The following is a 25,556-nucleotide window of genomic DNA, read 5'->3' as shown; positions in this document are numbered from 1 at the left end:
GGCGGCGGGGCGTGCCGGACGGCGCCACCGTACACCGTGCGTGTGCCGCTGGGCGGGACACTGTGACGATGGCGGACCCTCGGTCGAGGCGCCACCCGGCTGTTTTCCGCGAAATTGCGCACTTGTTGTCCCTCATCGGACAGGCCCGACCGGCGCGACGAGGCGGGCGCCGACGGGCGGTCAGGAGCGGGCCGGCCAGTCGGTCGCGGGGGCGGCGGGCGGCGGGTCGCCCACCAGCTCGGCCAGGCGGGCGAGCCGCCGCCGGCCGGTGATCCGGTACGCCGGCCCGCCCTCGCCGGGCCCGAGCAGCGCCCCGGCCAGGCCGACCGCGTCGAGCGCCCCGCCGACCGGCACCCAGCACTCCTCGTCGGTGGCGCCGAGCCGGAGCAGGAAGCCGGACGGTTCGGCGGCTCCCGCCGCGGCGAGCCAGAGCCGCAGCCGCCGCCCGTTGAGGTGGAAGCCGGCGGGCGGTCGCTTGCCCGTACCGCGCAGCCAGGCCGCCGCGAGCGGCTTCAGCGTGCGGGCGTACGAGGTGCGCACCGCGTGCCGTCCGTCGGTGGTCGCCTCCCAAGTGGCCGCCACCCCGCGCAGCGCCAGCTCGGCGACGAGGACGTGCACCCGCCAGGCCGCGTCGACCACGATCGAGAGCCGGGCCGTGCCGCCCATCCGGACCGCCTCGCCCGGGCCGGCCAGCAGCCCGGCGAGATCGGCGATGGACGGGTCCGCCGCCTCCGCGCCGAAGAAGGTCAGCTGCCGGGCGGACTCGTCGGCGTCGGCCGGCGGGGGCGGTACGGGTCGGCGGGCGACCGGCGCGACCCGGTCCGTGGGGGCCGGGAAGAGCACCGGCAGCGCTTCGCCGCCCGACGGGTCACCGGTCCCGCTCAGCGACACTCCGGCACCTCGTCGAAGGCGCGTTTCAACTCCTCGGAGTTGAGCTGGCTGGTGTCGAGCGCGCTGGCGTCGTACTCCTTGTTCAGGGTGTCCACGGCGGCCCGGACGCCGTCGTAGAAGACGGTGGGCTGGCCGGTGCCCAGCCCGTCGATGGTGTCGCGGGCCCTGCCGTACGCGTCGCGCACCTTCGCCAGCGAGGCCTGGAAGCCCGCCGAGACCTCCTCGCCGCGCTCGGCGTCCGGTACGCCGGCCTCCTCGACCTTGCGTCGGGCGGTCTCGCTGGCCTGCTCCGCGCCGCCGAAGAGCCGCACCAGGTTCTCCTTCGCCTGCGCCGGGGTGGTCTGGGCGGTCATCTGCTGGTCGGTGCTGCTGGTCAGCTTGCTGATCTCGGCCCGCCACGGGGTGAGCGCGGTGCAGACCGACGCCGCCCACGCCCGGGAGTTGGTGCCGCCGCCGCATCCGGCCAGCACGAGAACGAGCGTGGCCAGGACCACCGTGAGCTTTCCGGCGGCTGCCGCCCGGCACGTGCGCATGCGTTGCAGCGTACGGCCTCTGTCGAGTCCGGGCACCGGACAGGTTTGCCGGGTGGCACGGGCGGTCCCCGGCCGGCCGCGCGGGCCGACCGGGGACCTCCGATGTCGGACGGATCAGGCGTTGACCGTCTCCGGCCGCTGGTCCGGACTGCCCGCACCCGTGCCGGAGTCGGCGTCGGACATGGCCACGCCCTTGCGCTTGCTGAACACCACCGCCGCGGCGATGATCAGCGTCGCCACCACGGCGATCCCCACCCGCAGGGCGGTGTTCCGCTCGTCGCCCACGCTCCAGGCCACCACGGCCGGCGCGATCAGCAGCGAGACCAGGTTCATCACCTTGATCAGCGGGTTGATCGCCGGGCCGGCGGTGTCCTTGAACGGGTCGCCGACGGTGTCGCCGATGACCGTGGCGGCGTGCGACTCGGAGCCCTTGCCGCCGTACGCGCCGTCCTCGACGAGCTTCTTGGCGTTGTCCCAGGCGCCGCCGGAGTTGGACAGGAAGACCGCCATCAGCGTGCCGGCGCCGATCGCACCGGCCAGGTACGCCGCCAGCGCGCCCGGCCCGAGGCCGAAGCCCACCGCGATCGGCGCGAGGATGGCGAGCAGACCGGGGGTCACCAGCTCGCGCTGCGCGTCCCGGGTGCAGATGTCGACGACCTTGCCGTACTCGGGGCGCTGGGTGCCGTCCATGATGCCGGGCAGCTCGCGGAACTGCCGGCGTACCTCCATCACGACCGCGCCCGCCGAGCGGGAGACCGCGTTGATGGCCAGGCCGGAGAAGAGGAACACCACCGCGGCGCCGATGATCAGGCCGACCAGGTTGCGCGGGTTCGCCACGTTCAGCGAGTTGAGGATCTCGGTGCCGACGTCGCCCACTCCGGCGTCCGAGTACGCGGTGCGCAGCGTGTCGGTGTACGAGCCGAACAGCGCCGTCGCGGCGAGCACCGCCGTGGCGATCGCGATGCCCTTGGTGATCGCCTTGGTGGTGTTGCCGACCGCGTCCAGCTCGGTGAGCGTCCGGGCGCCGTGCTCGTCGATGTCGCCGGACATCTCCGCCACGCCCTGGGCGTTGTCGGAGATCGGGCCGAAGGTGTCCATCGCGACGATCACGCCGACCGTGGTGAGCAGGCCGGTGCCGGCCATCGCCACGGCGAACAGCGAGAGCGTGATGGAGCTGCCGCCGAGCAGGAACGCGCCGAACACGCCGGCGCCGATCAGCAGCGCCGAGTAGACCGCCGACTCCAGGCCGATGCTGATGCCGGCGAGGATGACGGTGGCGGCGCCCGTCTGCGAGCTCTTGCCGATGTCCTGCACCGGGCGCCGGTTGGTCTCGGTGAAGTAGCCGGTCAGCGCCTGGATCGCCGCCGCCAGCACGATGCCGATGACGACCGCGCCGATGGCGACCGTCCGCGGGTTCTCGCTGACGTCGGTCAGCCCGCCCTCCAGCTCGGCGAAGGTGGCCGGCAGGTACGCGTACGTGGCGATCGCCACCAGCACCGCGGAGAGCACCGCCGAGATGTAGAAGGCCCGGTTGATCGCGGTCAGGCCGTTGCGGTCCGAGGCGCGCAGCCGGGTGATGAAGACGCCGACGATCGCGACGAGCACGCCGATGGTGGAGACGATCAGCGGGAAGACCAGGCCCTGCTCGCCGAAGGCGGCGCGGCCGAGGATCAGCGCGGCGACCAGGGTGACCGCGTACGACTCGAAGAGGTCGGCGGCCATGCCGGCGCAGTCACCCACGTTGTCGCCCACGTTGTCGGCGATGGTGGCGGCGTTGCGCGGGTCGTCCTCGGGGATGCCCTGCTCGACCTTGCCGACCAGGTCGGCGCCGACGTCGGCGGCCTTGGTGAAGATGCCGCCGCCGACCCGCATGAACATGGCGAGCAGCGCGGCGCCGAAGCCGAAGCCCTCCAGCACGGTCGGCGCGTCGCTGCGGTAGAACAGCACGACCAGCGCGGCGCCGAAGAGGCCGAGGCCGACGGTGAGGAAGCCGACCACGCCACCGGTGCGGAAGGCGATCTTCATCGCGGCCTCCCGGCCGCCTTCGCGTTCCCGGGCGGCGGCGGCGACCCGCAGGTTGGCCCGGGTGGCCAGCCACATGCCGGCGCCGCCGATGAACGCGCTGAACAGCGCGCCCACGACGAAGAAGACGGACCGGCCGATCTTCACCGCCACTTCGCTGCCGTCGGTGCCGTGCACCGGCAGCAGGAAGAGCAGCACCACGGCGATGACCACGAAGATCGCCAGGGTCCGGAACTGCCGGAGCAGGTAGGCCGAGGCGCCCTCCTGGACCGCGCCGGAGATCTCCTGCATTTTGTTGGTGCCCTTGCCGGCGGCCAGTACGGCCTTCGTCAGCGCGCCGGCGAAGGCGAGCGCCACCAGCGCGATGACCGCGGCGATGACGACGTACGTGACGTTGTTTCCGGTGAGGGAGATCCCGCCGCCATCGGCGGCCAAGGTGTCGGACATCTGTGTCCTCCTGTACCGAACGCTCGCGCCGGCCGGTGGAGACGCACCGACCCGGCGCCTGGATGCGGAGTCGCAAGCGCGCGCCACTCCACCCCGGTCGGACCAGCGATGAACAACCGTTCCCGCTGGCCGCGGGATGGATCACTTGCTGACAACTCGCGTACTCTAGCCCTCCACAGTGTTGGAGGTCACACCGAGGGGGCACCGCGCCGCGATGATCTTCGTCGCTGTGTTATGAGGAAAAATCTGATATAGGAGCCCATCCATGCCAAGGAGGCCGCGCCCCGGCGGGACACGGCCTCTCACGGCGTACGACGCCCTCGGCGAGGGCGGTGGAAGATCAGCTCACCGGCCGACGGGCCAGACCATCCGCACCTCGGTGCCGACGCCCTCGTCGACCGGGCGCACCTGGAGATCCTCGACGAAACCGGCCAGCAGCGCGAAGCCCACGCCGGTGGTGAGGTCGTCCTCGTCGAGCGACTCGTTGGCGAGCTGGTCGGCGTTGAGCGCCGCCAGGCCGAGACCGGCCTCGATCGGCGCGCGGTCGACGACGCGCACCGCGTACGCGCCCGTGTCGGACATCTCGACGAGCACGGGCTCGGACACGCCGTACTGGCGGTGCAGGGCGACCGCGCGGGTGCACGCCTCGCCGATAGCCAGCCGTACCTCGTCCAGCAGCTCCTCGCGGACCCCGGCCCGCCGGGCGACCGCCACGCCGACCAGGCGCGCGGTGCGCACGTGCACCGGGGCCGGCGAGAAGGAGAGCTTGACCGTGGCCATCAGACGCCGGTGCCGGCCGGGTCGGTGCCGACCGCCGCGTCGACCGTGGGATGCAGCGGGAAGACCTGGTCGAGCGCGGTGATCCGGAAGATCTTGAGCAGCGGCTCCTTGTCGCAGACCAGGGCGAACGAGCCACCGGCCGCGCGCAGCCGCTTGAGCGCGCCGACCAGCACGCCCAGCCCGGTGGAGTCGAGGAAGTCCACCCGACCCAGGTCGACCACGACGTGACGGGCCCCACCGTCGATCAGCTCGAGGAGCCGCTCCCGTAGCCGGGGCGCGGTGTAGACGTCCACCTCACCGCCGACTTCGAGCACCGTGTGCTCGCCCACGGTGCGGGTCGCCAGCGACAGCTCCATCGGTCCTCCCTCGCAAGAGCCGTAAACTCTCCTGGGCATCTAACCATCCCCGCCGGAGACCGGCTCTGCTCACCGGCGGAGCCTCCCCTTACCCCGGCCCCCCGCTTTCCATCTCCGAACACCAGTGCGAGAGTGCAGGACGTGACCACCGACGGCTCCAGCTCGGCGCAGCCAGTGCCGCGCCACGACCTGAAGCCGTCGCCCGACCGCTCCGGCCCGGCGCACCCGGCGCCGGCCGACCTGCTGGGTCGGCTGCGCGCCCGCGCCGGCGCCGACCCGGTCACCCACGTCGAGCGGGTGCCGGCACGGGCCGGCGAGCCCGCCCCGTGGCCGGACTGGGCACCGGAGGAACTGCGCGCGGCGTTCGCCCGACGCGGCGTGGTCGCGCCCTGGCGGCACCAGGCGGAGGCGGCCACCCTGGCGTACGACGGCCGGCACGTCGTGGTGGCCACGGGCACCGCGTCCGGCAAGTCCCTGGCCTACCAGCTTCCCGCGCTGGCCACCCTGCTCGCCGACCCCCGGGCCACCGTGCTCTACCTGGCGCCGACGAAGGCGCTCGCCGCCGACCAGTTGCGCGCCGTCGCCGCGCTCGAACTGGAGGGGGTACGCCCCGCCTGCTACGACGGGGACACCCCGCGCGCCGAACGGGAGTGGATCCGCAAGCACTCCCGGTTCGTGCTGACCAACCCCGACATGCTGCACCACGGCATCCTGCCCGGGCACGCCCAGTGGTCCGGTTTCCTGCGCCGGCTCACGTACGTGGTGATCGACGAGTGCCACACCTACCGGGGGGTCTTCGGCTCGCACGTCGCGCACGTGCTGCGCCGGCTGCGGCGGCAGTGCGCCCGGTTCCGCAGCACACCCGTCTTCGTACTGGCCTCGGCCACGTCCGGCGACCCGGCGACGGCGGCGGGGCGGCTCACCGGAGTGCCCGTGACCGCCGTCACCGAGGACACCTCGCCCCGCGGCGGGGTGACGTTCGCGCTCTGGGAGCCGCCGCTGCTGCCACGGGACTCCGCCGCCGACCAGCAGGCGGACCTCACCCAGGTCCGCCGGTCGGCGCTGCGGGAGACGGCCGACCTGCTCGCCGACACGGTCGCCGAGGGGGTACGCACGCTGGCCTTCGTACGCTCCCGGCGCGGCGCCGAGGTGGTCGCGGCGAACGCCCGCCGGTCCCTCGACGAGGCGGTGCCCGGGCTCGGCGACCGGGTGGCCGCCTACCGGGCCGGCTACCTGCGCGAGGAGCGACGCGAACTGGAGCGGGCGCTGCTGCACGGCGACCTGCTCGGGCTGGCCTCGACCAACGCGCTGGAGCTGGGCGTCGACCTGGTCGGCCTCGACGCGGTGCTGATCTGCGGCTACCCGGGCACCCGCGCCTCCCTGTGGCAGCAGGCCGGCCGGGCGGGGCGCTCCGGGCAGGAGGCGCTCGCCGTGCTAGTCGCCCGGGACGACCCGCTCGACACCTATCTCGTGCACCATCCCGAGGCGGTGTTCGGGCGGCCGGTGGAGGCGACCGTGCTCGACCCGGCCAACCCGTACGTGCTGGCACCGCAGCTCGCCTGCGCCGCGGCCGAGGCGCCACTGACCCCCGACGACCTGGCACTCTTCGGCGACGGGGCGAAGGAGGCGGTGGACCAACTGGTGGCGGCGGGGGCGCTGCGGCAGCGGCCGACCGGCTGGTACTGGCGGCACCGGGAGCGGCCGGAGGTGGACCTGCGCGGCGAGGGCGGCGCACCGGTCTGCGTGGTGGAGGCGGCGACCGGGCGACTGCTCGGCACCGTCGACGGCGGCTCGTCGCACTTCCTGCTCCACCCCGGCGCGGTCTACCTGCACCAGGGCGTCTCGTACGTGGTCGACTCGCTCGACCTGGCCGACGGGTGCGCGCTGGTGCACCCCGAGGAGCCGGACTGGTCCACCCACGCCCGCGACGTCACCTCGCTGTCGGTGGTGTCGGTCCGCTCGTACGTGGACGCCGGCCCCGTCGGGCTCTTCCTCGGCGAGGTCGACGTGACCAGCCAGGTGGTGTCGTACCAGCGGCGACGGATCGCCACCGGCGAGGTCATCGACACCCGCCCGCTGGACCTGCCGGCCCGGGAACTGCGTACCGTCGCGGTCTGGTTCACCCTGTCGCCGCAGTCCCTGACGGCCGCCGGCGTGGAGCCCGCCGACGTGCCGGGCGCGCTGCACGCCGCCGAGCACGCCGCGATCGGCCTGCTGCCGCTCACCGCGACCTGCGACCGCTGGGACATCGGCGGACTGTCGACGGCGGCGCACCCGGACACCGAGGCCCCGACGGTCTTCGTCTACGACGGGCACCCGGGTGGGGCGGGCTTCGCCGAGCGCGCGTACGGGACGGCGGCAGCCTGGCTGCGGGCCACCCGCGACGCGATCGCGGAGTGCGGCTGCGAGGCGGGCTGCCCGTCCTGCGTGCAGTCCCCGAAGTGCGGCAACGGCAACAACCCGCTCTCCAAGCCGGACGCCGTCAAGGTGCTGGACGTGGTGCTCACCAACCTGCCCGACGCCGTGCCGGCACCCCGCCAGTCCGACGGCCCCTCCCACTTTCCCATTCCGGGGGAACGCGCCGCTGCGGACGATGCCGCCACCGGCGGCCCCGAGGGCTCGGGCGGCTTCCGCTCCCCGGTGATGGCGGAACCGCCTGCCGGGGACGCCCCCGTCCCGGGTCGCGGGAAGCAGGCATAGAACCTCTTCCCCCCGGGCATCAAGGGTGTGGGAGCGCTTCCATGCAAGCTCGCGGATCCCCAGCTGCCCTTCCCGCCCGAAGGAGGAGTCGTGGCCGACACCATCGCCGAGACCGTCGACCTGCTCTACACGATCGACCAGGAGAAACTCACCCTCGACCAGCAGATCGCCCTGGGCTCCGCGCTCGCCGGGCTGGCGCAGGCCGAGCGCCTGGAGCAGATCAACGAGCGGCTGCGCAGCATCCACCAGGTCCTCAACGCGTGGGCGCTGAAGGCGACCGTCGACGGCGGGCGCTGAGACCGGTGCACGCGGGCCGACCGTTGCGGCTGCCGGTGCGTGGCTGGCCGGGTTGCGGTGCCGGTGCGTGACTGACCGGGTGCCGGTGCCGGTGCCTGACTGACCGGGTTGCGGTGCCGGTGCGTGACTGACCGGGTTGCGAGTGGCGGAGCCGGGCGGGCTGCGGGTGGGGCCGCGTGACCTGTGGGCGGCAGCGCGGTTGAAGCTGTGCGACACTCCGGCGACCCCTCGAAGGAGAACCCATGCAGCCCGACAACTTGCAGGCCCAGCAGCAGTTCCACATCCGGCAGCGAATCCGGATGATGGTCAACCAGTACGAGGTGCACTCCGTCGCACCGGACGGCTCGGAAGGTGGGCTGCTGGCGTTCGCCCAGCAGAAGCGGCTCGCCTTCAAGGAGCAGGTGACAATCTACACCGACGACTCGAAGCAGCAGCCCCTGCTCGGCTTCAAGGCCCGCCAGCGTCTCGACCTCGGCGCCACGTACGACGTGACCGACCACGCCGGCAGCCCGATCGGCCTGTTCCGCAAGGACTTCGCCCAGTCCCTGCTGCGGTCCACCTGGCACGTCGAGCAGCCCGGCCTGCCGCAGGTCACCGGCCAGGAACGCAGCATGCCGGTGGCCCTGCTCCGCCGGTTCGTCGACTCGCTGTCCTGGCTGCCCTACCACTTCGACTTCGTCGCTGGCGGTCAGCCGGTCTTCTCCGTCATCAAGAAGTGGGGCCTGCGCGACCGGTACATCGTCCAGATCCACCAGCCGCAGGTCGACCGCCGCCTCGTGATCGCGATGGCCATCGCCCTCGACGCACTCCAGGGACGCTGATCCGTCCGGGCCGAGGTGTCGACTTCCGGCACCCGGCCCGGGCACGGCCCGAGCCCGGCATAGCGAGAGGTTATTAGGCTTGCTCGCATGTCAGATCCGATGCCCGACACTCGTTCGGCTCGTCAGTTGGTGCGAGCCTCCGACGACGTGATCGACGGCATCACGCAACAGGTGCAGTCACCGCCAGGCCTGCCGAACCCGAACCGGAACCCGATCACGACAGCGGTATGGGCCTTCCTTTTCACCTGGCCGCCGACCCTCGTCGTGCTTGTGGCCGCGACAGTCGCCGTGCCTTCGCAGACCAACGACGCTGGCGTCGGTACGGCAGCGATCTGGGCGCTGGACATCGCCCTGCTGATCGCGATCGCGGCGTCGGTCAGCACGATCTGGCAGCGCGACCCCAAGCCCGGCCCGGACGGCACGGCACAGCCAATTCAGCGGGTTCTGCTGCGCGTGGCGGCCCAGGCGCTGCTCACCGGCGCCTGCGCCTGGCTGGTGCTGGCGCTGCACGGGCTCGCCACCGGCCAGATCGTCTCGTTGGTGGTCGCGCTCATTGTCGTGCTGAACCTGCTGCCCGTGATCGCCGCCCGGCTGCTGCGCCGGGGTCGCGGGCGCAGCGGGACGCCGCCCACCCGGGCCTGAAACACTCGCCGCCGCGCTACCCGCCCTCGCCGCCGCGCTACCCGCCCTCGGCGCCAGCGATCCGGGCCGCCTCTTCGCGCGCCCGGTTCACGATCGTCTCCGCCTCCCGCCGCGCGGTGTCGACGAGTTCCTCGGACTCACGCCGCGCCGCGTTGCGGTGGTCTTCCCCCTGTTTCTCTGCGAGCCTGAGAATCTGTTCCACCCGGTTGCCGAGACCACTGAGCGTGGGCCGCGTCTGATCCTGCCACCGTTGCTCCGCGGCAGCCGCTCTCTCCGCGGCCGTCATGGAAGTGGTCAACCAGGCGTCCCCGTCAGGGTCGACCAGGTTGTCCCCCGTTGGAGCGGATCCCGCTGTGCCGACCAGGGACAGGCCGACACCGAGCACGGCGACCGCGACGCCGGGCCAGGCGGCGTCCGCGCCGAGGGACGAGCCGACGGCGACGCCGGCACCCAGCCCGAAAAGGATCCCAGCGGTCCTGACCGGCTTTCTCATGGAGCCTCCTCCAGCGGTGCGGTCGGAGCTGAGCTTCCTGTTCCCAGCATGGCGAGCGACGTCCACCCCGAACGACACCCCTCCGCACGAGCCAGCGAGTGAGGTAGGGGCCATCCCGAGGCAGGTGAGAGCGAATTTCCGTGCCGTCTGTGCGACCGTCCCTCCGGTTGGCGGGTTGATCACCAACCCCGCTGGTCGTACGAAGATCGCCCATCGTGCCGTTGCCGCCCCCTTGGCATCCACGATCAACGAAGCTCGGCTGCCGGGACGGTAAGCCTCCGCTCTGCCCAGCCCGGCGGCCTGGGCCTGACACGCAGCAGGGGTTCAGCCGCGCACCGGGCCGGCACGGGCACTGGCCGTCGCCACCCGCGCCACCCTCGACAGTGGTTTGACGGCAACCTCCACGGTCACCAGGACATCGAGACCGTCGAGCCGACAGGCGAGCAGCCGGCCACCGTTGGCGGCGGCGATGTCGGCCGCCCGCCCGCAGGCGCCCGCCTCGCCCCACAGCCCGCGGCCCGCACCGGCCAGCGCGGCGAAATCCGCCGCCACCCGGGCCTGTTGCCGGGCGACCCGGGCCGCGCCGACGGCGGCACCGAGCGACCCGACCAGGACGAACACCAGCCCCACCGCGAGCAGACAGACGGTCGCCCCACCACGCTCCCCCGCGCTGCCGCCTGAGCCTCGGGCCGACCGGTCTCCGAAGCACCGGCGCCCGCTCACCGTCCACCCGCCGGGGCACCCGGGGCAGGTATGGCAGCTCCCGCGACCCCGGGTTCGAGGGCCGCGACCGCCGTGGCGGTCACGGCGATCCGGGGCAGTCGGGAGCCGAGCGCGCGTACGGGCGCCCGGACGGTGGCGACGACCCGCTGTCCGTCGACGGTGACGGTCACCTCCGCTCCCGGCGGCGCCGCCCCGCTGGCAGCGGCCGCCCCGTCGGCGCCCCGGGAGGCAGCCAGTGCCGCCTCCCGGGCCGCGTGCAGGCAACCCGCCCTCGTGCCGACGGCGTTGACCGCCGACAGGCCGGCGAGCAGGAGCAGCAGGAGCGCCGGCAGGCCGGCCGCCAGTTCGGCGGTGAAGGAACCCCGGTCACGGCCGGCCGGCCGGCGCCCGGTCACTTGAGCGCCCGGTCGATGACGGCGGCCAACGCGGACTGCACGTTGCCGGAGGTCAGCACCTTCAGCAGGATCCCGGCGAAGGCGACCGCGGCGAGGGTGCCGACGGCGTACTCGGCGGTGTTCATTCCGGCGTCCCCGCGTAGACGGGCGAGAAGTTTGCGCACGTTCCTGTCCTTTCTCGACGATGGTCAGAGCACGTCACCGAGGACGGCGACGATCACCGGCACCAGGCCGGCGAGAATGAAGGCCGGCAGGAAGCAGAGCCCCAGCGGCAGGACGATGAGCACGCCGGCGCGGCGGGCGGCCGCCTCCGCGGCCGTGGAGCGGTCGGCGCGGAGGTCGTCGGCGAGCCGGGTCAGCGCGCCGGCCAGCGCGGCTCCGCTGTTCGCGCTACGAAGCACGGCGGCGGTCAGCCGCTCGGCCCCCGGCACCGCCGCGAGCGGAGCCCATGCCTCCTCGGGGCCACCGCCGAGCCGCAGCAATCGGCCGACCCGGGCGAGCCGGTCGGCGAGCGGACCGTCGAGCGCCCCGGCCACGGCCAGGATCGACCTGTCCACGGGCGCTCCCGCCCGCATGGCCGCCGCCAGCAGGTCGGCGGCGAGCGGAAGATCGGCCGCCTCGCGCAGCCGCCGGTTCCGCACGGCCGGGGGCTCGATCCGACGAAGCAGCCGGTCGAGCAGCAGCGTCGTCGGCAGGGCCGCCAGCACCCCGGGCCAGCCGCCGACGATGACGGCCACGGCCACGCCGGCCAGACCGGCGGCGACGCGGATGGCGTCCGGCCGCCGCCGAGGCGGGACGTCACCGGTCGGGTCGTCGTCGGGACCGACCGGTCGGCGCAGCGAGGCGGCCGGGTGCACGCCGACCGGCGCCCGGCGCAGCGCGCGCAGCCGGCGCAGGGGCCGCCGGCCCGCCGCGAGCATCGCGGCGAGCAGGACCGCTGCCGCCACGAAGCCCGCTGCCAGCGCCATCCGGGGCATCAGCTCAACCGTCCCGGCGACGCGCCGAGCCGCTCGGCCCAGAACAGTCCCGCGACCTGGAGCGCGATGGCGACGACCGCGCACGCACCACCGACGGGGGTGTGCAGCAGCACCGCCACCGGATCGACGCCGATGCCGTAGCCGAGCCCGATACCGCCGAGCGGCAGGGCGGCGAGCAGCAGAGCGGTGGCCCGCGCCCCGGCCGCCTGGGCCTCCGCCGCAGCCAGTCCACGGTCGGTCGAGCGGGCATCCGCCTCGATCCGCTCCAGCAACTCCGCCAGCGGCGCGCCCGTCTGGTCGGCGAGGCGTACGGCTGCGCGGGCCAGTCGATCCAGGCGTCGTGCCCCGCCCCGCTCGTCGCGGGCCGCCGCGTCGCCGCCCGGGGATCCGCGATCGGTTCCCACCGGGCCAGGGGTGAGCCGCTCGGCGGCGACCGGTACCGGCAGGCCGGCCCGGAGGTCCGCGGCCAGCCCGCAGAGCTGATCCAGCCGGCGCCGCCGGGCCCGGACGGCGTTCCGGCCGTCCTTGCGTCGGAGCAGCGCGCGAGCGGCCAGCGTGCCGTAGGCGCCGACGGCCACCGCCGCGACCGGACCGGCCAGCAGCAGCCCGGCTCCGGTACCGGCCGACGCGGCGAGCAGCAGGGTGCGCCTGGGGGACGCCGCCAGCGCGTCCGGCCGGAGCCACCCCGGTCGCCGGCCCTCGCCGGGCGGATCGGTCACCGCACCGGGCCCGCGCGGCGGGGTGGCCGCCGGGGCGGGCGTTCCGCCGGGTCGCCGGGCGTCCCGCCGACCGGGTGGCCGGAGCCGTCCGGGGTCTCCGCCACCGCGCGGCGTGTCCCGGTGGTCGAGGTGGCGCACGGGTCGGGTCGGGCCCGCGGGTCGCGTCAGCCGAGGACCGCCATCCCCTCCTCGCCCCGGGCCACGGTCGTCACCGGCCGGCCAGGGCCAGGGCGACCGGTCGGCCACGTCCCGCAACGCCCACCGATTCCCGCCGAACGCGTCGGCGCTCGGGTGGTCGTCAAGGCGAAGGTCAAGGTCGGTGGCCGAGGCCTCCGGCTCGCGCCCACTTCCGGGAGCGCCGCTGGCCGGGACGTCCGGGCCTGCCGGCGACTGCCGGAGGCGCACCCGGGACTCGTCGCACGGGTCGCGGCGACCGACGGCCGGCATACCCTCGCCGGTGCGCGCCGCCGTACCGTCCACGCCCCGACCGGGTGTCTGGCGCAGCTCGGTGACCCAGGCGACGAGCGGGTCCTCCCCGCCGGCACGCGCGCTCCCGCCGACGCCGGCGGCCAGCACGCCCCGCCGCATCCGGCCACCACGCACCGCCCCCGCCACCAGCACCGCCGTCACCAGGACCGAGAGCAGCGCCACCAGCGCGTACGGGGCGTTCACCTCGGGCCCGCCGATCCGGGCCACGGCTCGGTCAGGACCGGCGGAACCGGTACGGCCCGCTCCCGCAGCAGGTCGGCGAGCGCCCGGGCGGCGCGGTCCGGCCCTCGCCCGCGTACCCAGGCGGGAACTGCCGTGACCAGCCGGTCCGGGCCCTCCGGCAGGAGCAGGCAGACCGATTCCAGTACGCGCCCCTCGGTGTTCCGGCGCACCTGGAGCAGTACCTGGAGTGCGGCGGCCACCTGGGCGTGGAGCGCGGGACGGGGCAGCCCGCCGAGCATCCCGAGGGCCTCCAGCCGCGCCGGCACGTCCGACGGGGCGTTGGCGTGCAGGGTGCCGGCTCCGCCTTCGTGGCCGGTGTTCAGGGCGGCGAGCAGGTCGACCACCTCCCCGCCCCGGCACTCGCCGACCACCAGTCGGTCGGGCCGCATCCGCAGGGCCTGCCGCACGAGGTCGGTCAGCCCGACCGCGCCGGAGCCCTCCACGTTGGCCGTCCTCGCCTGCAACCCGACGACGTGCGGGTGCCGGGGATGCAGCTCGGCCGCGTCCTCCACCAGCACGATCCGTTCGGTGGCGGGGACCAGTCCGAGCAGCGTGTTCAGCAGCGTCGTCTTGCCGGAGCCGGTGCCACCGGTCACCAGGTACGCCAGCCGGGCCGCCACCACGGCGGAGAGCACCGGCGCCACCGGTCGGGGAACCGTCCCCCGGCTCACCAGCTCGTCGAGGGTGAAGGGCCGCTGCCGGAAGGTCCGCAGGGACAGGTAGGGCCCGTCAGTCGCCACCGGCGGCAGCACGGCGTGCAACCGGGTGCCGTCGGGAAGCCGGGCGTCCGCGTACGGGGAACCGTCGTCGAGCCGCCGACCGGTGCTGGCGGCGAGCCGCTGCGCGAGCCGGCGTACGTCGTCCACCGTGCCGATCGGCACCGCGACCTGATGCAGGCCCCGCCCCCGGTCGACCCAGACCCGGACGCCGTTGACCAGCACGTCGGTGACCTCCGGATCGGCCAGCAGCGGGGCGAGCGGACCGGCTCCCACCAGGTCGTCGTGCACCTGGTCGGCCATCCGCAGCACGGCGGTGTCGCCGAGGACGGCGGCGGTGGGCTCCGCCCGTACGGCTGACACGATCGCGGCGGCGGTGACCGGCGTCGCCGCGGCGGCCATGCGCTGTCGCACCCGCGCGGCGAGGGTGTCACCCTCGGACGGCCCGGTCATGCCGCACCCGCCACCGGCGCGCCGGTCAGTTCGGCGACGATCCGCTGGCAGAGCGCCGCCAGCGGGCCTCGGCCGTGCGCGGCCGGCGCCTCGCCCCGCTCCAACCCGCGAGCCAGCGCCGGTTCCGGGCGCAGCGTGCCGGCCAGCGGCAGCCCGAGCGCCCGGGCCACGACCCATTGCACAATAACGGGCTCCCAATTACGGTGCCCCGCATGACCCGCCGACGTGCAGCGAAGTACCGCCGGATCAGTGACGACCGCGAGGGCCGTGAGCTGGGCATTACCCGGCAGGATGAGGACCTTGATGCGCTGGCCGAGCGCGAGAATCTGGTGTACGTAGCGGACTACGTCGACAACGACATCAGCGCGTCTACCCGGTCCACCAAGCGCCGACCTGAGTACGAGCAGATGTTGGCAGATGCCGAGGCCGGTCACTTCGAGGTCATTGCGGCCTACACCACAGGTCGCCTGACCCGGCGGCCAATGGAACATGAAGCACAGATCAAGCTAGCCGAGCATCATGGAATCGAGTTTGTCTACGTCAAGTCCCCTTCGTTCAACCTGAAGGACTCCGCTGGGCGGCGCGTTGCCCGGATCCTGGCCGCGAACGACGCGGGTGAGGCCGAGGACATCTCGGAACGGGTCGAGCGGGACGTCAGGCGCCGGGCTGAGGCTGGGGAGTTCCACGGCGGTACGCCGCCCTTCGGCATCGACGGCGACCGCGAGATCGTCAAGGGCAAGCTGCGGTACGTCAGGTTCCGGCACCACACCACCGACGCGCCACGGGTGCGCGATGCAGTGCGCCGGCTGTTGGCCGGTGAGACGGCTTACGGGATCGCCAAGGAACTCGGGATGCAGCGCCGGACCCTGCTGCGTGCCTTGGTAAATCCCGCCATCGCTGGGCTACGCGAGTACAACGGTGAGCTGTTCCCGACGCCTTGGGAGCCGATCGTGGACCGCGACGACTGGCAGCGAGTACGGGAGATTCTGGCCGATCCGTCCCGGCGCAAGAGCGAGACCAACCAACGCAAGTACATGTTGTCGGGGCTGGTCTACCACGAGTGCGGATACCGGATGACCTCGACCAGCGCCAAGAGCACTGAGGGGCCTACGTACGAGTGCAACCCCGGCAGGAACCCGTCTGGCGGGTGTGGACGAGGGCGGATCGTGATGAGGCCGCTGGAGGCGTATATCGCTGAGCAGGTCTTCGTTCGACTCGACTCCCCTGCCCTACAGCAAGCGATGGCGCGCGACCGGGAGGGCGTGAACGACACCGAGCGTGAGTTGCGGAAGGCCGTCCGGGACGATGAGGACGCCTTGACGCGCCTTGGGGACGAACGCGACGACAACCTGATCAACGAAGCCGAGTACCGCCGACGCCGGGCACGACTGACCGACCGGCTGGAAGCGAACCGCGCCGCGCTGGACAAGGCTACCCGTGCACAGGTCCACACCCGCCTGCCGTCCGGAACCCAGCTGCGCGCCATATGGGCGGAGCAGGACCAGATTATCCGGGACGCGGAGAACAGTAAGCCCAAGCGAACTGAAGTGATCCGGGCTGCGAACACCTGGAAGCGCACCATCCTCGCCTCCGTAATCGAGCGCATCGAGATTGGCCCCCAGCCGATCAACCCGGAAACGGGCCGGTTGTTCACCAGCGCACCCCCTAGGCGACGAGGTGAGGACGAGGAAGCCTGGCGTCAGCGGTTCGAGCTTCACCGGGCGAAGGTGTTTTCCGAGCGGGTCACCGTGACATGGCTGGTGTGAGGGCCGCGGATTCCGCGACTGCCGGTTCTGATCCGGATGGAATTGACTAACGTAAACCTCGGAGAAAACGCGCAATGCGATAATGCCAGTATGGCAAGCATTGACGAGGTCGCTCGCCTCCGCCGGATGACCGGTCTGACCGAGGCCGACGAGACCTACACAAGTGATTTGCTCGGGCTGATGATCGATGACCTGGGCATGGAGATGGCTGCCGCCCAGGTGTGGCGGGAGAAGGCGGCTAGTTACGCTGGCCTGGTGGACGTGACCGAGAGCGGATCGTCGCGGCGGCTGAGCCAGCTCTACGACCACGCGCTCAGGGTCGGAAACTCCTTCGTGCCGGACCCGACCGACGACACGCGCGGACGTTCCTTCACGGTGGACGTGGAGCGGGCATGAGCGAGCTAGAGGCTCAGCGGCGTATGACGTTGGCGCTGGTGAACCACGACCCGACGGAAGCGGTCCTGATTCCGCGCGTGAAGACCTTGACGGGGTCGGGGGCGTCCACGTACACCGACGGACCGCCACGGGCCTCTCAGCGGTTCAAGCTGTCCCTGCTGAACTACGACCAGCGCCCGGATGTCACGCTGGCCGGTGGTGTGGTCCGCAAGGCCGACTACCACCTGATCGGACCACACGATATGCAGGTCGAGCTCGGGGACCACTGGACCGGGCCGGACGGCACGCGGTACGACGTGGCCGGCTTCACCGAGGGGTGGGGCTACATGCGGAAGGCCTTCGTGGTCCGAACGCTGAAAGGCGAAAGGGTGGTTCCTGCGCTATGAACGGGCGGGGCAACGGTAGGGTCAACCGTCCACACTGACGCCACCGTGACGTGGCCGGTCTAACGCGTGGCGAAGATGTCGGCCAGGAAGGCAATTATTGTAACCACTATTGATGCCACAGCCGCAATCAAAGCGCCAACCGACTGCCAGCGAGCCTCGGTCACCACGACGCGACTTGCCTGTTCTGATAGCTTCCGTTCCGGAGCTTTGGTTCCGTTACGTTGCCAAACGAGACCTGAACTATCAGTGAAAACGATGATCGGCTCAAAAAACGGGAGCGGATCGTCCTTACCCCTGTGAAACAGCTTCTTAAGCTCGGCAGCGCCTTGTTCTACGCCGGTGCTCAACTCGGTCATGAAACCCTCTACCTCCACTGGCCCGTCGAAAACGAGGCGGAGACCAAGGATCGGCAGACTGCTGTAGTTCTCGATCTTCCACTTCACGTGAGTGACAGCTGTCGGATATTCGGTACTCTGCATCAGACATTCGGTGACGACGGGAACGATCAACCGGGCCTGAGCAGCTTGACGGTCTGCCGCCTCAGCCTCCCGGTGCGCCTCGTCCAGTCGGCGGGCACGAACCTCGTGACGTAGAAGCCAACCGGTGAAGATCACGGCCAGTCCCGACACTAGGACAGCAGCGATGCTCCCCCAGCCCTGCATCCAGTCGGTGACCTTCGGGATCTCTTCGGCAGCGAGCACCGAGCCAGGATAAGACGCACCGTCCACACTGGGCTATCACCGTCGGGCACCCCGTGACATGGCTGATGTGACCTGACTCACAATCGTTTCGTACCGGGGGGTCTGATGGTGTCTACGGTCAGGAGTCATGTTGGACATCCGAGAAGACATGACCCGTGAAGAAATCGAGACCTTCGTGCAAGACATGGAGACCATCTGTCGCCTTGGCTTGTTGCAGTACACCACCGCCGGGGGATTGACCTATACGCGCATCGAGGACTCTGACGGCGGGGTGGCGTACGTGTGCGAGGGGTCGCTGATGGCCCGGTGGTACCGCCAGGCGCACGGGCTGATCCCAACAGATGAAGACGAAGTCTAGGCCAGATGGGAGGGGTATTAGGCCAGGTCATCAGTCCTCTTACGTTCGCTGGGCAATGGACCAACGAGGAGGACACCATGACGGACCAGCCCCCCGCCCCCGATGCCAAGCCGACTACCGCCAAGAAGACCCCGGTCAAGAACGCTGCCCCCGACGCCAAGCCCGAGTTCGCGCCTAAGGTCACCGACAAGGGCCGCCTGGACCACTCCGACTGCGGACACCCCCGCGACCTCAAGGGCCGGGCTGCTTGCCGGGCCAATCACAAGGCGGCAGAGGTCAAGTGACCCGCACGATGCTCGCCTACGTCCGACGATCCAAGAAGAACCGCAAGCGGCCTGACGATCCGGCCTACGGGATCGAGGCGCAACGGACCACCATCCGCAACGCTGCCGCCGCGAACGACTGGCGGTTGGTGTGGGCACCTGCCGACGATGGCGCTACGGGTGCCCACACCCGCCGGGCTGGCTTGACATGGGCCCTGGATCAGCTCGCGGCCGGGCACGCTGACGGCCTGGTCGTCGCCAAGCTCAACCGGTTGTCGCGGTCGGTGGCGGACTTCGCCGAGGTGCTACGGGTGGCGAAGAAGCAGCGGTGGTCCGTCGTCGCGCTGGATCTCGGCATCGACACGTCTACCGTTAACGGTCGTTTGGTGGCCAATATCGTCATGAGCGTTGCCGAGTGGGAGCGCGACATCATCAGCCAGCGGACCGTCGAAGCGCTCGCCGAGGCCAAGGAGTCCGGTGTCAAGCTGGGCCGACCCATCCTCGTACCGAAGCCGATCATCCGACGCATCCGCCGGTTGAGGTCCAACGGCCACACCTTGCGGGCCATCGCTGACCAGCTCAACGCCGATCAGGTGCCGACCGCGCACGGCGGCGACCGGTGGCACAGCTCCACGATTCGGGGCGTTCTCAGCCGGTCCGGCGGAGATCCGCACGCCCGTACCCGTCCGACGACACCCGCCCCGGTGGGTTAACGCCTCTGCGGCGAACTGGACCGCCTCTGTTGCCCGACCGGCACGGGGGCGGTCCGCCGTTGGATGACCAACCCCGCTGATTGAACGAAGATCGACCGACGGGCCACCGCGTCGCCCCTGGCGTTGAGCTGGTAGCCGTCGAGCCAGATCCAGCCGTCGTAGGTGATCCAGTCCAGCACCCTGATGACCCGGAACATGATCGGGTTGATGAACTGCACGCTGGCCGCGCGGGTCACATGGAGCAGATCACCGGCTTTGGGCTTCACTGCCAGCCCCAGAGGTGTCGGCACCTGCGCCACGCCATGATCTGACCGCGAGCGGCCTCCACCCTCGGGCATGGGCCGTCCTCTGGGCAGTCACCACAACGGCCGTGACGGTGGTGGTCTAGCCGGGACCAAGCGAGCTGCACCAGGAACGGCACTTCGCGGCGTGTGGTCATCGACCCTCACCTGGCCAGTGCCCCCGGTTGATCGGAATCCGGTGCCTGACCCGGCAGGGCAGGTCTGCCCCGCATCGGCAGATCCGCCGCCACTTCTGCCATGACCACACCGGCCGGTGTCGTCGCGCCAAGGTGAGGGCCGTAGCGACCAGATACTCCTCATATCGCACGTTTCGCGGCATGGAGCCACGATCCCCGTCAGCCAGCCGGTTAGTCAACTGGCAATAGCCATCAGACTAGCAGGTGGCTACCTACGTTCAGGTCATGGACCGAGGGCCGGGGCAGCTCATGGGGCCCTACGAGATCACTCAGCGCCTCGGCGTCTCGCGGCAGCGGTTCCAGCAGCTCGCGCGCTATCCCACCTTCCCGAAGCCGTACCAAGAACTTCGCGGCATGAAGGTGTGGCTCGCCGAGGACATCGAGCAGTGGATCAAGGAGCATCGACAGCCTCGTCCGACGGAGGACGACGCCCCAGCCTGAGCGCAGCCGTAGCGCAGCCCCAGGGTCGTGTACGGTCAGCCCGATCTTGCGGCATGAGGCAGCCCCAGGGGAGGGACCTTGAAACTGCCAGAGCTGGATGCCACGGATTACGCCGCCCTTGGCAGCTACCTCGCCATCCTGGTAGGCGGATTCTTGGCCTGGCGACAACTACGCCACGCTCAGAAGATCCACCGCGAACAGACCCGGCCGTACGTCATCGTGGACTTCGAGTTCCGGAGCATTCTGGTTTACCTGTCCATCCGCAACATCGGCACGACTATCGCCCGCAATGTTCGGATAACTTTCGACAAGAAGCTTGAGTCGTCCCTCGGCAAAGACTCTGAACTGAATGACTCGCCGCTATTCCGCGAGCCCATCCCGATGATCGCCCCAGGCAGGAAGATCAGCGTCCTGTTCGACTCTTACCCGAGCCGACACGGCCAGAAGAATCTTCCCATGCAGTACACCGTCACTCTGGAGTACACAGACACGGACGGCAAACGCCACCTCGACCCGCCCTACCCTCTCGACCTCGCTATGTACGAGGGCTCATCGGTTGATCCGAAGGGCATCCCCGAGCTGGTGGATGAGGTGCAGAAGATGCGACGGACGATGGAGAAGTGGACCCAAGGCACAAAGGGCCTTCTCGTTCACGCGGTCGATCATGAGAAGTACGAGAACCGGAACGTTCGACCTCACGTCCTCCGACACGCCGGCCAGGTCCGGCGCGAAAAGGGATGGCTAGGACTCGGCCGCTGGGCGCTTGATCGACAACTGCGAATTTACGGCTGGAAGCGTTAGCCGACACGGCGGCGTGCCGGGTGTGGTGATTGTCAGTGACCACACCCGGCTACCGCACGTCCGTCGACTGATCAGCCGGCGTTGCCGAGTACCAACCGCGTGCCCTCGCTGATCTCAGTCGCCCACTCAGTCACCTCGGGCTCACCCAGCGGCTCGCCACCGGCCGCACGCCATCGGCTGGCCAGAGCGTCCTTCACGACATCGACGGGCTGCCCTCCGTACTCCTGCAAGACCGAGTCGAGGACTGGCTGCATCTGGCGGTTGAAGTTCTCGACCGCCTCGCGACCGATCTTGTCAAGGGCGTTCTGGTCGAAGCTGAAGCTGGCCAAGGCGATCTCCGTCCGTTGGTGGGTACTCCTCTGTGGAGGCCAACCCACTCGGCAGGTGGAGCATTCCCCGGGCCGAGACGATCACCGACGCCACCGGAATAGCTCAGCCACGGCCTTGATGATGCCGGGCCGGTCCTTCGGGTCGGTGCCGCGAAGGGCCAAGGCTGTGATGACGATCTTCCCGGCTACCGGCACTCCGATAGCAGCAGCAACGACATACGGGCTTGCCCCGACGAACGGCTCAAGATTCGCGAGCCCCACGATCACGTCTCCTCGCTTCAGACCGAGCGAGGCACGCAGGACTCAGCTCGGCCACGACAGGCCAAAGGCTGAGGCCCCGCGCCGACTGCGCAGAATCCCAGGTGTTCCTCTGGCCCTCGTCAGTTTCAGCAGAGTCTTAAGAGTCTTCGGGGTCGCATCTCGCCGGTCGTCGGCACCGACGGGACGCTGATTCGAGGGCGGGCCAGACGCCGTCCACGGGGGACGGACACTTGCTAACAGCGTACCGGGTCAGCACAAGACCGCATCACGGCTCGCACCGTCAGAACTGCCTCCTCCTACGCTGCCCCTCCGGCAACGTCGACGCAGGGTCAGCCCCCGACCCCTCCTCACGATCAGCAACCCGAGCGTCCAGTGGGCGTCGTTGTAGGTAAGGAGCACCGCCAGCCCTGCCCGACCGACGAGGACTGACCGGGCAGGACGAAGCCCGCCCGGCCACCCGTCACCTGGTTAGCGTCGCCACCAGCGGAACAGCTCGGATACGGCCTTCACGATCGCGGCACGGTCCTTGGACTCAGCACCCCTCAGGGCGATACCGGCCACGATGACTTTGCCGGCTACCGGAAGCCCTACAACGACAGCAGCGATCAGCGGGCTAGCTGCGGCGATGGGCTCGATGCTGGACAATCCCACTGCTTACCTCTCCTCACTCTGGTCGAGTGAGGCACGCAGGACTCAGCTCGACCAGTACGCAATGACTGGTGAAGCCGAGGTCCTGCACCGACTGAGCAAGATCTCAGATGTTGCGGGGTGCCTTCAGGGCACCCGGGTACGGTAACTACCACCTAAGACTAGAGAGGACTCTGACCCGGCATCGCCCGTCGGTCGACGAAGCCAGGGCGCAAGCCGCTACTCGATGAGCAGCAGTCGCCCGCGCACTCCTTGCCGGAGAGGGAGTTCTCAGGCCCTCTCTCCAGGGGAGACGTCCGTCAGTGTAACTGCACGCGCAACCCGCCGGACTGGCCAACACCCCCCGACCGTGACGGCGGGAGGCGCTGGCTAAGGATCTTCAGTTGGCCGTAGAGGCGTGGTCATGGCGTGGCGGGGGTACCGGCCACACCCGCCGGGGATCAGTACGGCTGGACGGTGATGACACGATTGGCGAAGTTGGCCGTGCCGCCGTTGAACGACTCAGCGCGGTACTTGGCGGTGAAGTTGTAGGTGCCGGGGAACAGCCCTTCGATGAAGACCTGCACGGAGGCGCGTCCGTTCATGGCGATTAGCTGGGTTGCGTCACCCCCGCCGATCGACAGGCTGTCGAGGTCATCCGGCGCGATGCCAAAGCTGCCGTCGGACCTCTTCACCTCCACGCCCATCAGAGCCATGCCGCCGGAGGGTGCATCCATGTACGCCGACAGAGTCACGACCACCCGCCCCAGGTCCCCGATGGTCACGCCATTGATCGCCGGGCCTACCCCATCGCTCAGGTTCGTGTAAGTGGTCGTGGTGGTCCACCCCAAGCCGTCCTTGGTGGCCTTCCGCATCCCGAAGATGAAGTCTTCCAGCTTGACCAGTTCCCCGGCCGGGTTAATGACCGCCAAGCCGTAGTCGCCATCCGTCAGCTCCCCGGCCAGGACCTTGACCGAGCCGCTCTCGTCGCAGATCTCCATGCCTACGCGGTCGGTGCCGGGGAGCGCACCGAGGCGGGCCATCGGCTGGCCGTTGGGGTAGCACACTTCGAAGCCAGGGCGAGAAGGTGCGGTCACGCCGTCGAGATGGCTGCCGAGCTTCACCGCCTTGGTGCCGTTGCCGAAGTACACCTCCACCCCATCCGGATTCATCTCAGTCCGAGCACCCGTGGTCGCCGTACGGATTGAGGCGCCAAGGATCGTGTTGGCCGTAAGCGTGCCTGCCGTCAGCTTGGAAACGGTCAGACTGTCGATGTACTCGTCCTTGATCAGGCGGGGAGTGCAAGGTGTGGCCTCACTCGGACCGGAACGGTTGCCTGAGGCGTCCACAGCCACGACCCGCACATAGCCGGGCTCCGTCTGGTCAACCTGGAACGAGGCGACCGCCGGGATCTTCCCCCGTAGGTTGGAGACGTTAGCCGGGATCCTGCCGACCAGCGTTCCTTCATCGGGAAAGAACGACTCCGATCCTCCGAAGTGGATCTCTAGGTGATTGAGGTCGGGTTGAAGGTTGAAGTCTCCGCCGCTGGCCTTGCCCAAGTTGTGCTTGACCATGAAGCCAAGAACTGCGGACTCCATCACGCCGTCTCCTTCCGGACCACACCCGGCCCGAAGAAACCATCCGGTCGCTGCTCGTGCGGCCACCCGCAGATCAGGGCCTCGACCGGCGAAGGGCAGCCGAGAACCCCCGCGACCCGCGTAGCGCACGACCGGAAAAGGTCGCCGTGTGGCCCCCCGTTGATCCCGGTACCTCCGCTCCCATCCGGAGAGATCGCGTACTGGATCTGGTGAGTGATCTCGTGCGTCATCACGTCCCGCACCAGTAGCGGCACATGGGCGATCTGCTCCGACACGTACAGCCGGCCAGTTTCGGGGTACCACCCGCCGAGGGTGTCCAGACCCCATGACCCCCAGCCAATGAACTTGGGGATCTCGATCCGCACGCCAGCGGCAGCGAGCTTGCCCGCGAGATCGCCCCACGTCTCCATCAGTTTGACCATCGTCGTTCCTTCCTCATTCATGACGAGATTCGCCCGTCGTCGTGGGCCTCCTGGAGGTACTGAGGCATCCGGTCCTCGTCGTCCACGGCATCGGGCGGGATTCCGGGATCTTTCAGGCGCGGGGGACCGGTGGCAGGCGTGGGCGAGGTGTCCTGCCCGGTGCCGAGCCGCTGCTTGACCGTGGCGAGCGCAGAGTCGAGCAGGGCGAGAACCTCAGCCGGCGTGTGTGGGTTGGTCGCCAACTCGGCGAGGACCTTGCCCAAGACTTCCGGCCTCGGCTTGGGGGCCGAGAGCGTCGCCTCCTTGTGCCTGCGCAACGCCTCAGCTTCGGTCTGCTCTTTCCGCCATGAAGGCGTCAGACCAGAAAACGTACCTCGGCTGTTCCGCGGCTTACCCCTAGCCAGTTCCTCGTCATCCCACTCAGACACGGGCTTGTATCCGGCTTCCTCCAACATGGCGAGGTCTCGTTCCAGGTTGTCGCCCCTCCGGAGCCGCTTCCGGATCTCCTTCGGCTTCCGCGACAGTTCCCGCTTGCCCACACCCACACCTCCCGTGTGCGAAGGGAGGGCCAGGCGCGGTAGCCCGACCCTCCCCGATCGTCAGTTCTCCGGATCCTGCACCTGGCGGACGTAGTCGCCCAGGGTGCGTCCGGAGTTCGCCATGACGGGGAACCGCCCCCGCAGTTCCGCCTCTGCCTCTTCCTGAAACTCGTGCAGCGGCTTGGCGTGGAGGTCAGCGAGCTGGTTGTCGTCCTCGGTCAGCGACCGGTGCAGGTTGGACAGGCGTTCGTGTTCCTTGACGAAGTTCCGCATCCTGCCCTCGGCTTCCTGGGGCGTGATGCGTCCTTCCTCCAGGTCCGTCTTGAGCTGTCGAAGCTCCTTCGGCCCCTCCTTCTTCGCCCGGTAGACCAGCTCCTCGTCAGCCTCGTCCCGGGCCCTGATCCCTGCCCGGTACTGCTTCTTCCGCAGGACCCGCCACTCCTTCTGAGCAGCGGCATAGGCCCGTTCCAGGACCTCGCGGTCAACGGCGTTGAGTTCCGCCTGGTCGATCTCCGCCCGCATGTCAGCGAGCCGCGTGACGTTGAGGTTCATCAGTAGCTCCCGTGTGGTGAGGGCGTCTGCTGGTCGGTGTCGACGTGCGCCGTGTGGTCGGTCGTGTCGGTCTGGTAGATCGCCCGGAGCCTCTCCGAGGCGGTCGGTTCGTGCGGGTACGGCTGAGTCAACCCGGCCACACCGCCGAACTCGCTTTCGCCCGTGCGATCGACGAGGGAGTTCAGGTGGTCGGTGGCCGACTGATAGGGGTTCACGACTTGCCCCCCACTGCGGGCCAGCGGTTGAGGT

At 70.3% G+C, this 25,556-nt stretch carries 33 protein-coding genes and 1 pseudogene; 12 read left to right on the top strand and 22 right to left on the bottom strand.

The features are described 5' to 3' along the window. Window positions 1-180: 180 nt before the first annotated feature. The 5 genes from ABZ573_RS01680 to ABZ573_RS01660 all read right to left on the bottom strand — a co-directional run bounded on the left by ABZ573_RS01680 (window position 181) and on the right by ABZ573_RS01660 (window position 5,029). Window positions 181-750: a hypothetical protein gene (locus ABZ573_RS01680; protein ID WP_358116077.1), complete on the bottom strand. Its 570-nt coding sequence runs from the start codon at window positions 748-750 to the stop codon at window positions 181-183. 131 nt (window positions 751-881) lie between these two features. Next, on the bottom strand, window positions 882-1,424 hold the full coding sequence (locus tag ABZ573_RS01675) for a hypothetical protein (RefSeq protein ID WP_358114672.1): 543 nt from the start codon (window positions 1,422-1,424) through the stop codon (window positions 882-884). 114 nt (window positions 1,425-1,538) lie between these two features. Further along, window positions 1,539-3,893, bottom strand: coding sequence for a sodium-translocating pyrophosphatase (locus tag ABZ573_RS01670; protein ID WP_358114669.1), 2,355 nt, complete (start codon window positions 3,891-3,893; stop codon window positions 1,539-1,541). A gap of 345 nt (window positions 3,894-4,238) precedes the next feature. Further along, window positions 4,239-4,673, bottom strand: coding sequence for an ATP-binding protein (locus ABZ573_RS01665; protein ID WP_151453427.1), 435 nt, complete (start codon window positions 4,671-4,673; stop codon window positions 4,239-4,241). Next, a complete protein-coding gene (locus ABZ573_RS01660) occupies window positions 4,673-5,029 on the bottom strand; it encodes an STAS domain-containing protein (RefSeq protein ID WP_151453426.1) in 357 nt (118 codons plus the stop codon). Before ABZ573_RS01660 ends, ABZ573_RS01665 begins: the two co-directional genes overlap by 1 nt. 174 nt (window positions 5,030-5,203) lie before the next feature. On the opposite strand from ABZ573_RS01660, the gene ABZ573_RS01655 reads away from it, so the two are divergent. The 4 genes from ABZ573_RS01655 (at window position 5,204) to ABZ573_RS01640 (ending at window position 9,489) form a co-directional block, all read left to right on the top strand. Continuing rightward, on the top strand, window positions 5,204-7,729 hold the full coding sequence (locus ABZ573_RS01655; RefSeq protein WP_358116074.1) for a DEAD/DEAH box helicase: 2,526 nt from the start codon (window positions 5,204-5,206) through the stop codon (window positions 7,727-7,729). Between the two features lie 90 nt (window positions 7,730-7,819). After that, on the top strand, window positions 7,820-8,026 hold the full coding sequence (locus tag ABZ573_RS01650; protein ID WP_151453425.1) for a hypothetical protein: 207 nt from the start codon (window positions 7,820-7,822) through the stop codon (window positions 8,024-8,026). A 242-nt stretch (window positions 8,027-8,268) separates the two neighbouring features. After that, window positions 8,269-8,847: a hypothetical protein gene (locus ABZ573_RS01645; protein ID WP_151453424.1), complete on the top strand. Its 579-nt coding sequence runs from the start codon at window positions 8,269-8,271 to the stop codon at window positions 8,845-8,847. 87 nt (window positions 8,848-8,934) lie between these two features. After that, complete coding sequence (locus ABZ573_RS01640) at window positions 8,935-9,489, top strand: hypothetical protein (RefSeq protein ID WP_151453423.1); 555 nt, start codon at window positions 8,935-8,937, stop codon at window positions 9,487-9,489. Window positions 9,490-9,526: 37 nt separating this feature from the next. Here the strand turns inward: ABZ573_RS01640 and ABZ573_RS01635 are convergent, their stop codons facing one another. The 8 genes and pseudogenes from ABZ573_RS01635 to ABZ573_RS01600 all read right to left on the bottom strand — a co-directional run. Continuing rightward, the gene (locus tag ABZ573_RS01635) at window positions 9,527-9,982 is read right to left on the bottom strand and encodes a hypothetical protein (protein WP_151453422.1); all 456 of its coding nucleotides are present in this window, start codon (window positions 9,980-9,982) and stop codon (window positions 9,527-9,529) included. A 324-nt stretch (window positions 9,983-10,306) separates the two neighbouring features. Continuing rightward, window positions 10,307-10,705: an Rv3654c family TadE-like protein gene (locus ABZ573_RS01630; RefSeq protein ID WP_151453421.1), complete on the bottom strand. Its 399-nt coding sequence runs from the start codon at window positions 10,703-10,705 to the stop codon at window positions 10,307-10,309. Next, window positions 10,702-11,100 (bottom strand): TadE family type IV pilus minor pilin, encoded by a 399-nt coding sequence (locus ABZ573_RS01625; RefSeq protein ID WP_327030292.1) that lies wholly within the window; start codon window positions 11,098-11,100, stop codon window positions 10,702-10,704. Before ABZ573_RS01625 ends, ABZ573_RS01630 begins: the two co-directional genes overlap by 4 nt. Further along, on the bottom strand, window positions 11,097-11,264 hold the full coding sequence (locus tag ABZ573_RS01620; RefSeq protein ID WP_358114661.1) for a DUF4244 domain-containing protein: 168 nt from the start codon (window positions 11,262-11,264) through the stop codon (window positions 11,097-11,099). The genes ABZ573_RS01625 and ABZ573_RS01620 overlap by 4 nt, the downstream gene beginning before the upstream one ends. 24 nt (window positions 11,265-11,288) lie before the next feature. Next, a complete protein-coding gene (locus ABZ573_RS01615) occupies window positions 11,289-12,020 on the bottom strand; it encodes a type II secretion system F family protein (protein ID WP_358116071.1) in 732 nt (243 codons plus the stop codon). 56 nt (window positions 12,021-12,076) lie between these two features. After that, a complete protein-coding gene (locus ABZ573_RS01610; protein ID WP_327031135.1) occupies window positions 12,077-12,934 on the bottom strand; it encodes a hypothetical protein in 858 nt (285 codons plus the stop codon). A gap of 530 nt (window positions 12,935-13,464) precedes the next feature. Continuing rightward, window positions 13,465-14,676, bottom strand: a complete 1,212-nt coding sequence (locus ABZ573_RS01605) for a TadA family conjugal transfer-associated ATPase (protein ID WP_358114658.1) — start codon at window positions 14,674-14,676, stop codon at window positions 13,465-13,467. Continuing rightward, window positions 14,673-14,846 (bottom strand): annotated as a pseudogene (locus tag ABZ573_RS01600) (septum site-determining protein minD); the annotation flags it as partial. The gene ABZ573_RS01605 and the pseudogene ABZ573_RS01600, both read right to left, overlap by 4 nt. Before the next feature lie 42 nt (window positions 14,847-14,888). Here ABZ573_RS01600 and ABZ573_RS01595 point away from each other — a divergent pair. From ABZ573_RS01595 to ABZ573_RS01585, 3 genes are all read left to right on the top strand, one after another. Further along, window positions 14,889-16,442: a recombinase family protein gene (locus ABZ573_RS01595; protein ID WP_358114655.1), complete on the top strand. Its 1,554-nt coding sequence runs from the start codon at window positions 14,889-14,891 to the stop codon at window positions 16,440-16,442. A gap of 126 nt (window positions 16,443-16,568) precedes the next feature. Continuing rightward, the gene (locus tag ABZ573_RS01590; RefSeq protein WP_358114652.1) at window positions 16,569-16,838 is read left to right on the top strand and encodes a hypothetical protein; all 270 of its coding nucleotides are present in this window, start codon (window positions 16,569-16,571) and stop codon (window positions 16,836-16,838) included. Next, complete coding sequence (locus tag ABZ573_RS01585; RefSeq protein WP_358114649.1) at window positions 16,835-17,224, top strand: hypothetical protein; 390 nt, start codon at window positions 16,835-16,837, stop codon at window positions 17,222-17,224. Before ABZ573_RS01590 ends, ABZ573_RS01585 begins: the two co-directional genes overlap by 4 nt. Window positions 17,225-17,283: 59 nt before the next feature. Here the strand turns inward: ABZ573_RS01585 and ABZ573_RS01580 are convergent, their stop codons facing one another. Next, window positions 17,284-17,925 carry a hypothetical protein gene (locus ABZ573_RS01580; RefSeq protein ID WP_358114646.1) on the bottom strand — a complete coding sequence of 214 codons (642 nt, stop codon included), beginning with the start codon at window positions 17,923-17,925 and terminating at the stop codon, window positions 17,284-17,286. A 127-nt stretch (window positions 17,926-18,052) separates the two neighbouring features. Between ABZ573_RS01580 and ABZ573_RS01575 the strand changes: the two genes are divergently transcribed. The 3 genes from ABZ573_RS01575 (at window position 18,053) to ABZ573_RS01565 (ending at window position 19,259) form a co-directional block, all read left to right on the top strand. After that, the gene (locus tag ABZ573_RS01575; protein WP_358114643.1) at window positions 18,053-18,283 is read left to right on the top strand and encodes a hypothetical protein; all 231 of its coding nucleotides are present in this window, start codon (window positions 18,053-18,055) and stop codon (window positions 18,281-18,283) included. 77 nt (window positions 18,284-18,360) lie between these two features. Continuing rightward, on the top strand, window positions 18,361-18,567 hold the full coding sequence (locus ABZ573_RS01570; RefSeq protein ID WP_358114640.1) for a hypothetical protein: 207 nt from the start codon (window positions 18,361-18,363) through the stop codon (window positions 18,565-18,567). Continuing rightward, window positions 18,564-19,259 carry a recombinase family protein gene (locus ABZ573_RS01565; protein WP_358114637.1) on the top strand — a complete coding sequence of 232 codons (696 nt, stop codon included), beginning with the start codon at window positions 18,564-18,566 and terminating at the stop codon, window positions 19,257-19,259. Before ABZ573_RS01570 ends, ABZ573_RS01565 begins: the two co-directional genes overlap by 4 nt. Here the strand turns inward: ABZ573_RS01565 and ABZ573_RS01560 are convergent. After that, a complete protein-coding gene (locus tag ABZ573_RS01560) occupies window positions 19,256-19,525 on the bottom strand; it encodes a hypothetical protein (RefSeq protein WP_358116068.1) in 270 nt (89 codons plus the stop codon). The genes ABZ573_RS01565 and ABZ573_RS01560 overlap by 4 nt on opposite strands. A 437-nt stretch (window positions 19,526-19,962) precedes the next feature. On the opposite strand from ABZ573_RS01560, the gene ABZ573_RS01555 reads away from it, so the two are divergent. Next, entirely contained in the window at window positions 19,963-20,178 is a 216-nt protein-coding gene (locus tag ABZ573_RS01555; RefSeq protein WP_358114634.1) for a hypothetical protein, read from the top strand. A 78-nt stretch (window positions 20,179-20,256) separates the two neighbouring features. After that, entirely contained in the window at window positions 20,257-20,979 is a 723-nt protein-coding gene (locus tag ABZ573_RS01550) for a hypothetical protein (protein ID WP_358114631.1), read from the top strand. A gap of 71 nt (window positions 20,980-21,050) precedes the next feature. Here the strand turns inward: ABZ573_RS01550 and ABZ573_RS01545 are convergent, their stop codons facing one another. From ABZ573_RS01545 to ABZ573_RS01515, 7 genes are all read right to left on the bottom strand, one after another. After that, window positions 21,051-21,308 (bottom strand): hypothetical protein, encoded by a 258-nt coding sequence (locus ABZ573_RS01545; protein WP_358114628.1) that lies wholly within the window; start codon window positions 21,306-21,308, stop codon window positions 21,051-21,053. An 81-nt stretch (window positions 21,309-21,389) separates the two neighbouring features. Then, a complete protein-coding gene (locus ABZ573_RS01540; RefSeq protein WP_358114625.1) occupies window positions 21,390-21,575 on the bottom strand; it encodes a hypothetical protein in 186 nt (61 codons plus the stop codon). Window positions 21,576-22,657: 1,082 nt separating this feature from the next. Beyond that, window positions 22,658-23,797, bottom strand: a complete 1,140-nt coding sequence (locus tag ABZ573_RS01535) for a hypothetical protein (protein ID WP_358114622.1) — start codon at window positions 23,795-23,797, stop codon at window positions 22,658-22,660. Further along, window positions 23,794-24,216, bottom strand: a complete 423-nt coding sequence (locus ABZ573_RS01530; RefSeq protein WP_358114619.1) for a hypothetical protein — start codon at window positions 24,214-24,216, stop codon at window positions 23,794-23,796. The genes ABZ573_RS01535 and ABZ573_RS01530 overlap by 4 nt, the downstream gene beginning before the upstream one ends. A gap of 17 nt (window positions 24,217-24,233) precedes the next feature. After that, entirely contained in the window at window positions 24,234-24,755 is a 522-nt protein-coding gene (locus ABZ573_RS01525; protein ID WP_358114616.1) for a hypothetical protein, read from the bottom strand. A 60-nt stretch (window positions 24,756-24,815) separates the two neighbouring features. Beyond that, entirely contained in the window at window positions 24,816-25,307 is a 492-nt protein-coding gene (locus ABZ573_RS01520) for a hypothetical protein (RefSeq protein WP_358114612.1), read from the bottom strand. Further along, on the bottom strand, window positions 25,307-25,522 hold the full coding sequence (locus ABZ573_RS01515) for a hypothetical protein (protein WP_358114609.1): 216 nt from the start codon (window positions 25,520-25,522) through the stop codon (window positions 25,307-25,309). Before ABZ573_RS01515 ends, ABZ573_RS01520 begins: the two co-directional genes overlap by 1 nt. Window positions 25,523-25,556 lie beyond the last annotated feature (34 nt).

This window comes from Micromonospora sp. NPDC007220 (genome assembly GCF_040634035.1).
GTDB classification, from domain to species: Bacteria; Actinomycetota; Actinomycetes; order Mycobacteriales; family Micromonosporaceae; genus Micromonospora; species Micromonospora reichwaldensis.
The sequence above is the reverse complement of the archived record's forward strand: the minus strand, read 5'-3'. Positions and strand labels throughout refer to the sequence as shown.

What these genes read in the sequence shown, in the direction of transcription:
- ABZ573_RS01605 (WP_358114658.1), bottom strand. Translation starts at nt 14,676, where the DNA reads ATGACCGGGCCGTCCGAGGGTGACACCCTCGCCGCGCGGGTGCGACAG.
- ABZ573_RS01585 (WP_358114649.1), top strand. Translation starts at nt 16,835, where the DNA reads ATGAGCGAGCTAGAGGCTCAGCGGCGTATGACGTTGGCGCTGGTGAAC.
- ABZ573_RS01520 (WP_358114612.1), bottom strand. Translation starts at nt 25,307, where the DNA reads ATGAACCTCAACGTCACGCGGCTCGCTGACATGCGGGCGGAGATCGAC.
- ABZ573_RS01590 (WP_358114652.1), top strand. Translation starts at nt 16,569, where the DNA reads ATGACCGGTCTGACCGAGGCCGACGAGACCTACACAAGTGATTTGCTC.
- ABZ573_RS01670 (WP_358114669.1), bottom strand. Translation starts at nt 3,893, where the DNA reads ATGTCCGACACCTTGGCCGCCGATGGCGGCGGGATCTCCCTCACCGGA.
- ABZ573_RS01530 (WP_358114619.1), bottom strand. Translation starts at nt 24,216, where the DNA reads ATGGTCAAACTGATGGAGACGTGGGGCGATCTCGCGGGCAAGCTCGCT.
- ABZ573_RS01665 (WP_151453427.1), bottom strand. Translation starts at nt 4,673, where the DNA reads ATGGCCACGGTCAAGCTCTCCTTCTCGCCGGCCCCGGTGCACGTGCGC.
- ABZ573_RS01635 (WP_151453422.1), bottom strand. Translation starts at nt 9,982, where the DNA reads ATGAGAAAGCCGGTCAGGACCGCTGGGATCCTTTTCGGGCTGGGTGCC.
- ABZ573_RS01555 (WP_358114634.1), top strand. Translation starts at nt 19,963, where the DNA reads ATGGACCGAGGGCCGGGGCAGCTCATGGGGCCCTACGAGATCACTCAG.
- ABZ573_RS01640 (WP_151453423.1), top strand. Translation starts at nt 8,935, where the DNA reads ATGTCAGATCCGATGCCCGACACTCGTTCGGCTCGTCAGTTGGTGCGA.
- ABZ573_RS01595 (WP_358114655.1), top strand. Translation starts at nt 14,889, where the DNA reads ATGACCCGCCGACGTGCAGCGAAGTACCGCCGGATCAGTGACGACCGC.
- ABZ573_RS01675 (WP_358114672.1), bottom strand. Translation starts at nt 1,424, where the DNA reads ATGCGCACGTGCCGGGCGGCAGCCGCCGGAAAGCTCACGGTGGTCCTG.
- ABZ573_RS01615 (WP_358116071.1), bottom strand. Translation starts at nt 12,020, where the DNA reads ATGCTCGCGGCGGGCCGGCGGCCCCTGCGCCGGCTGCGCGCGCTGCGC.
- ABZ573_RS01645 (WP_151453424.1), top strand. Translation starts at nt 8,269, where the DNA reads ATGCAGCCCGACAACTTGCAGGCCCAGCAGCAGTTCCACATCCGGCAG.
- ABZ573_RS01575 (WP_358114643.1), top strand. Translation starts at nt 18,053, where the DNA reads ATGTTGGACATCCGAGAAGACATGACCCGTGAAGAAATCGAGACCTTC.
- ABZ573_RS01570 (WP_358114640.1), top strand. Translation starts at nt 18,361, where the DNA reads ATGACGGACCAGCCCCCCGCCCCCGATGCCAAGCCGACTACCGCCAAG.
- ABZ573_RS01660 (WP_151453426.1), bottom strand. Translation starts at nt 5,029, where the DNA reads ATGGAGCTGTCGCTGGCGACCCGCACCGTGGGCGAGCACACGGTGCTC.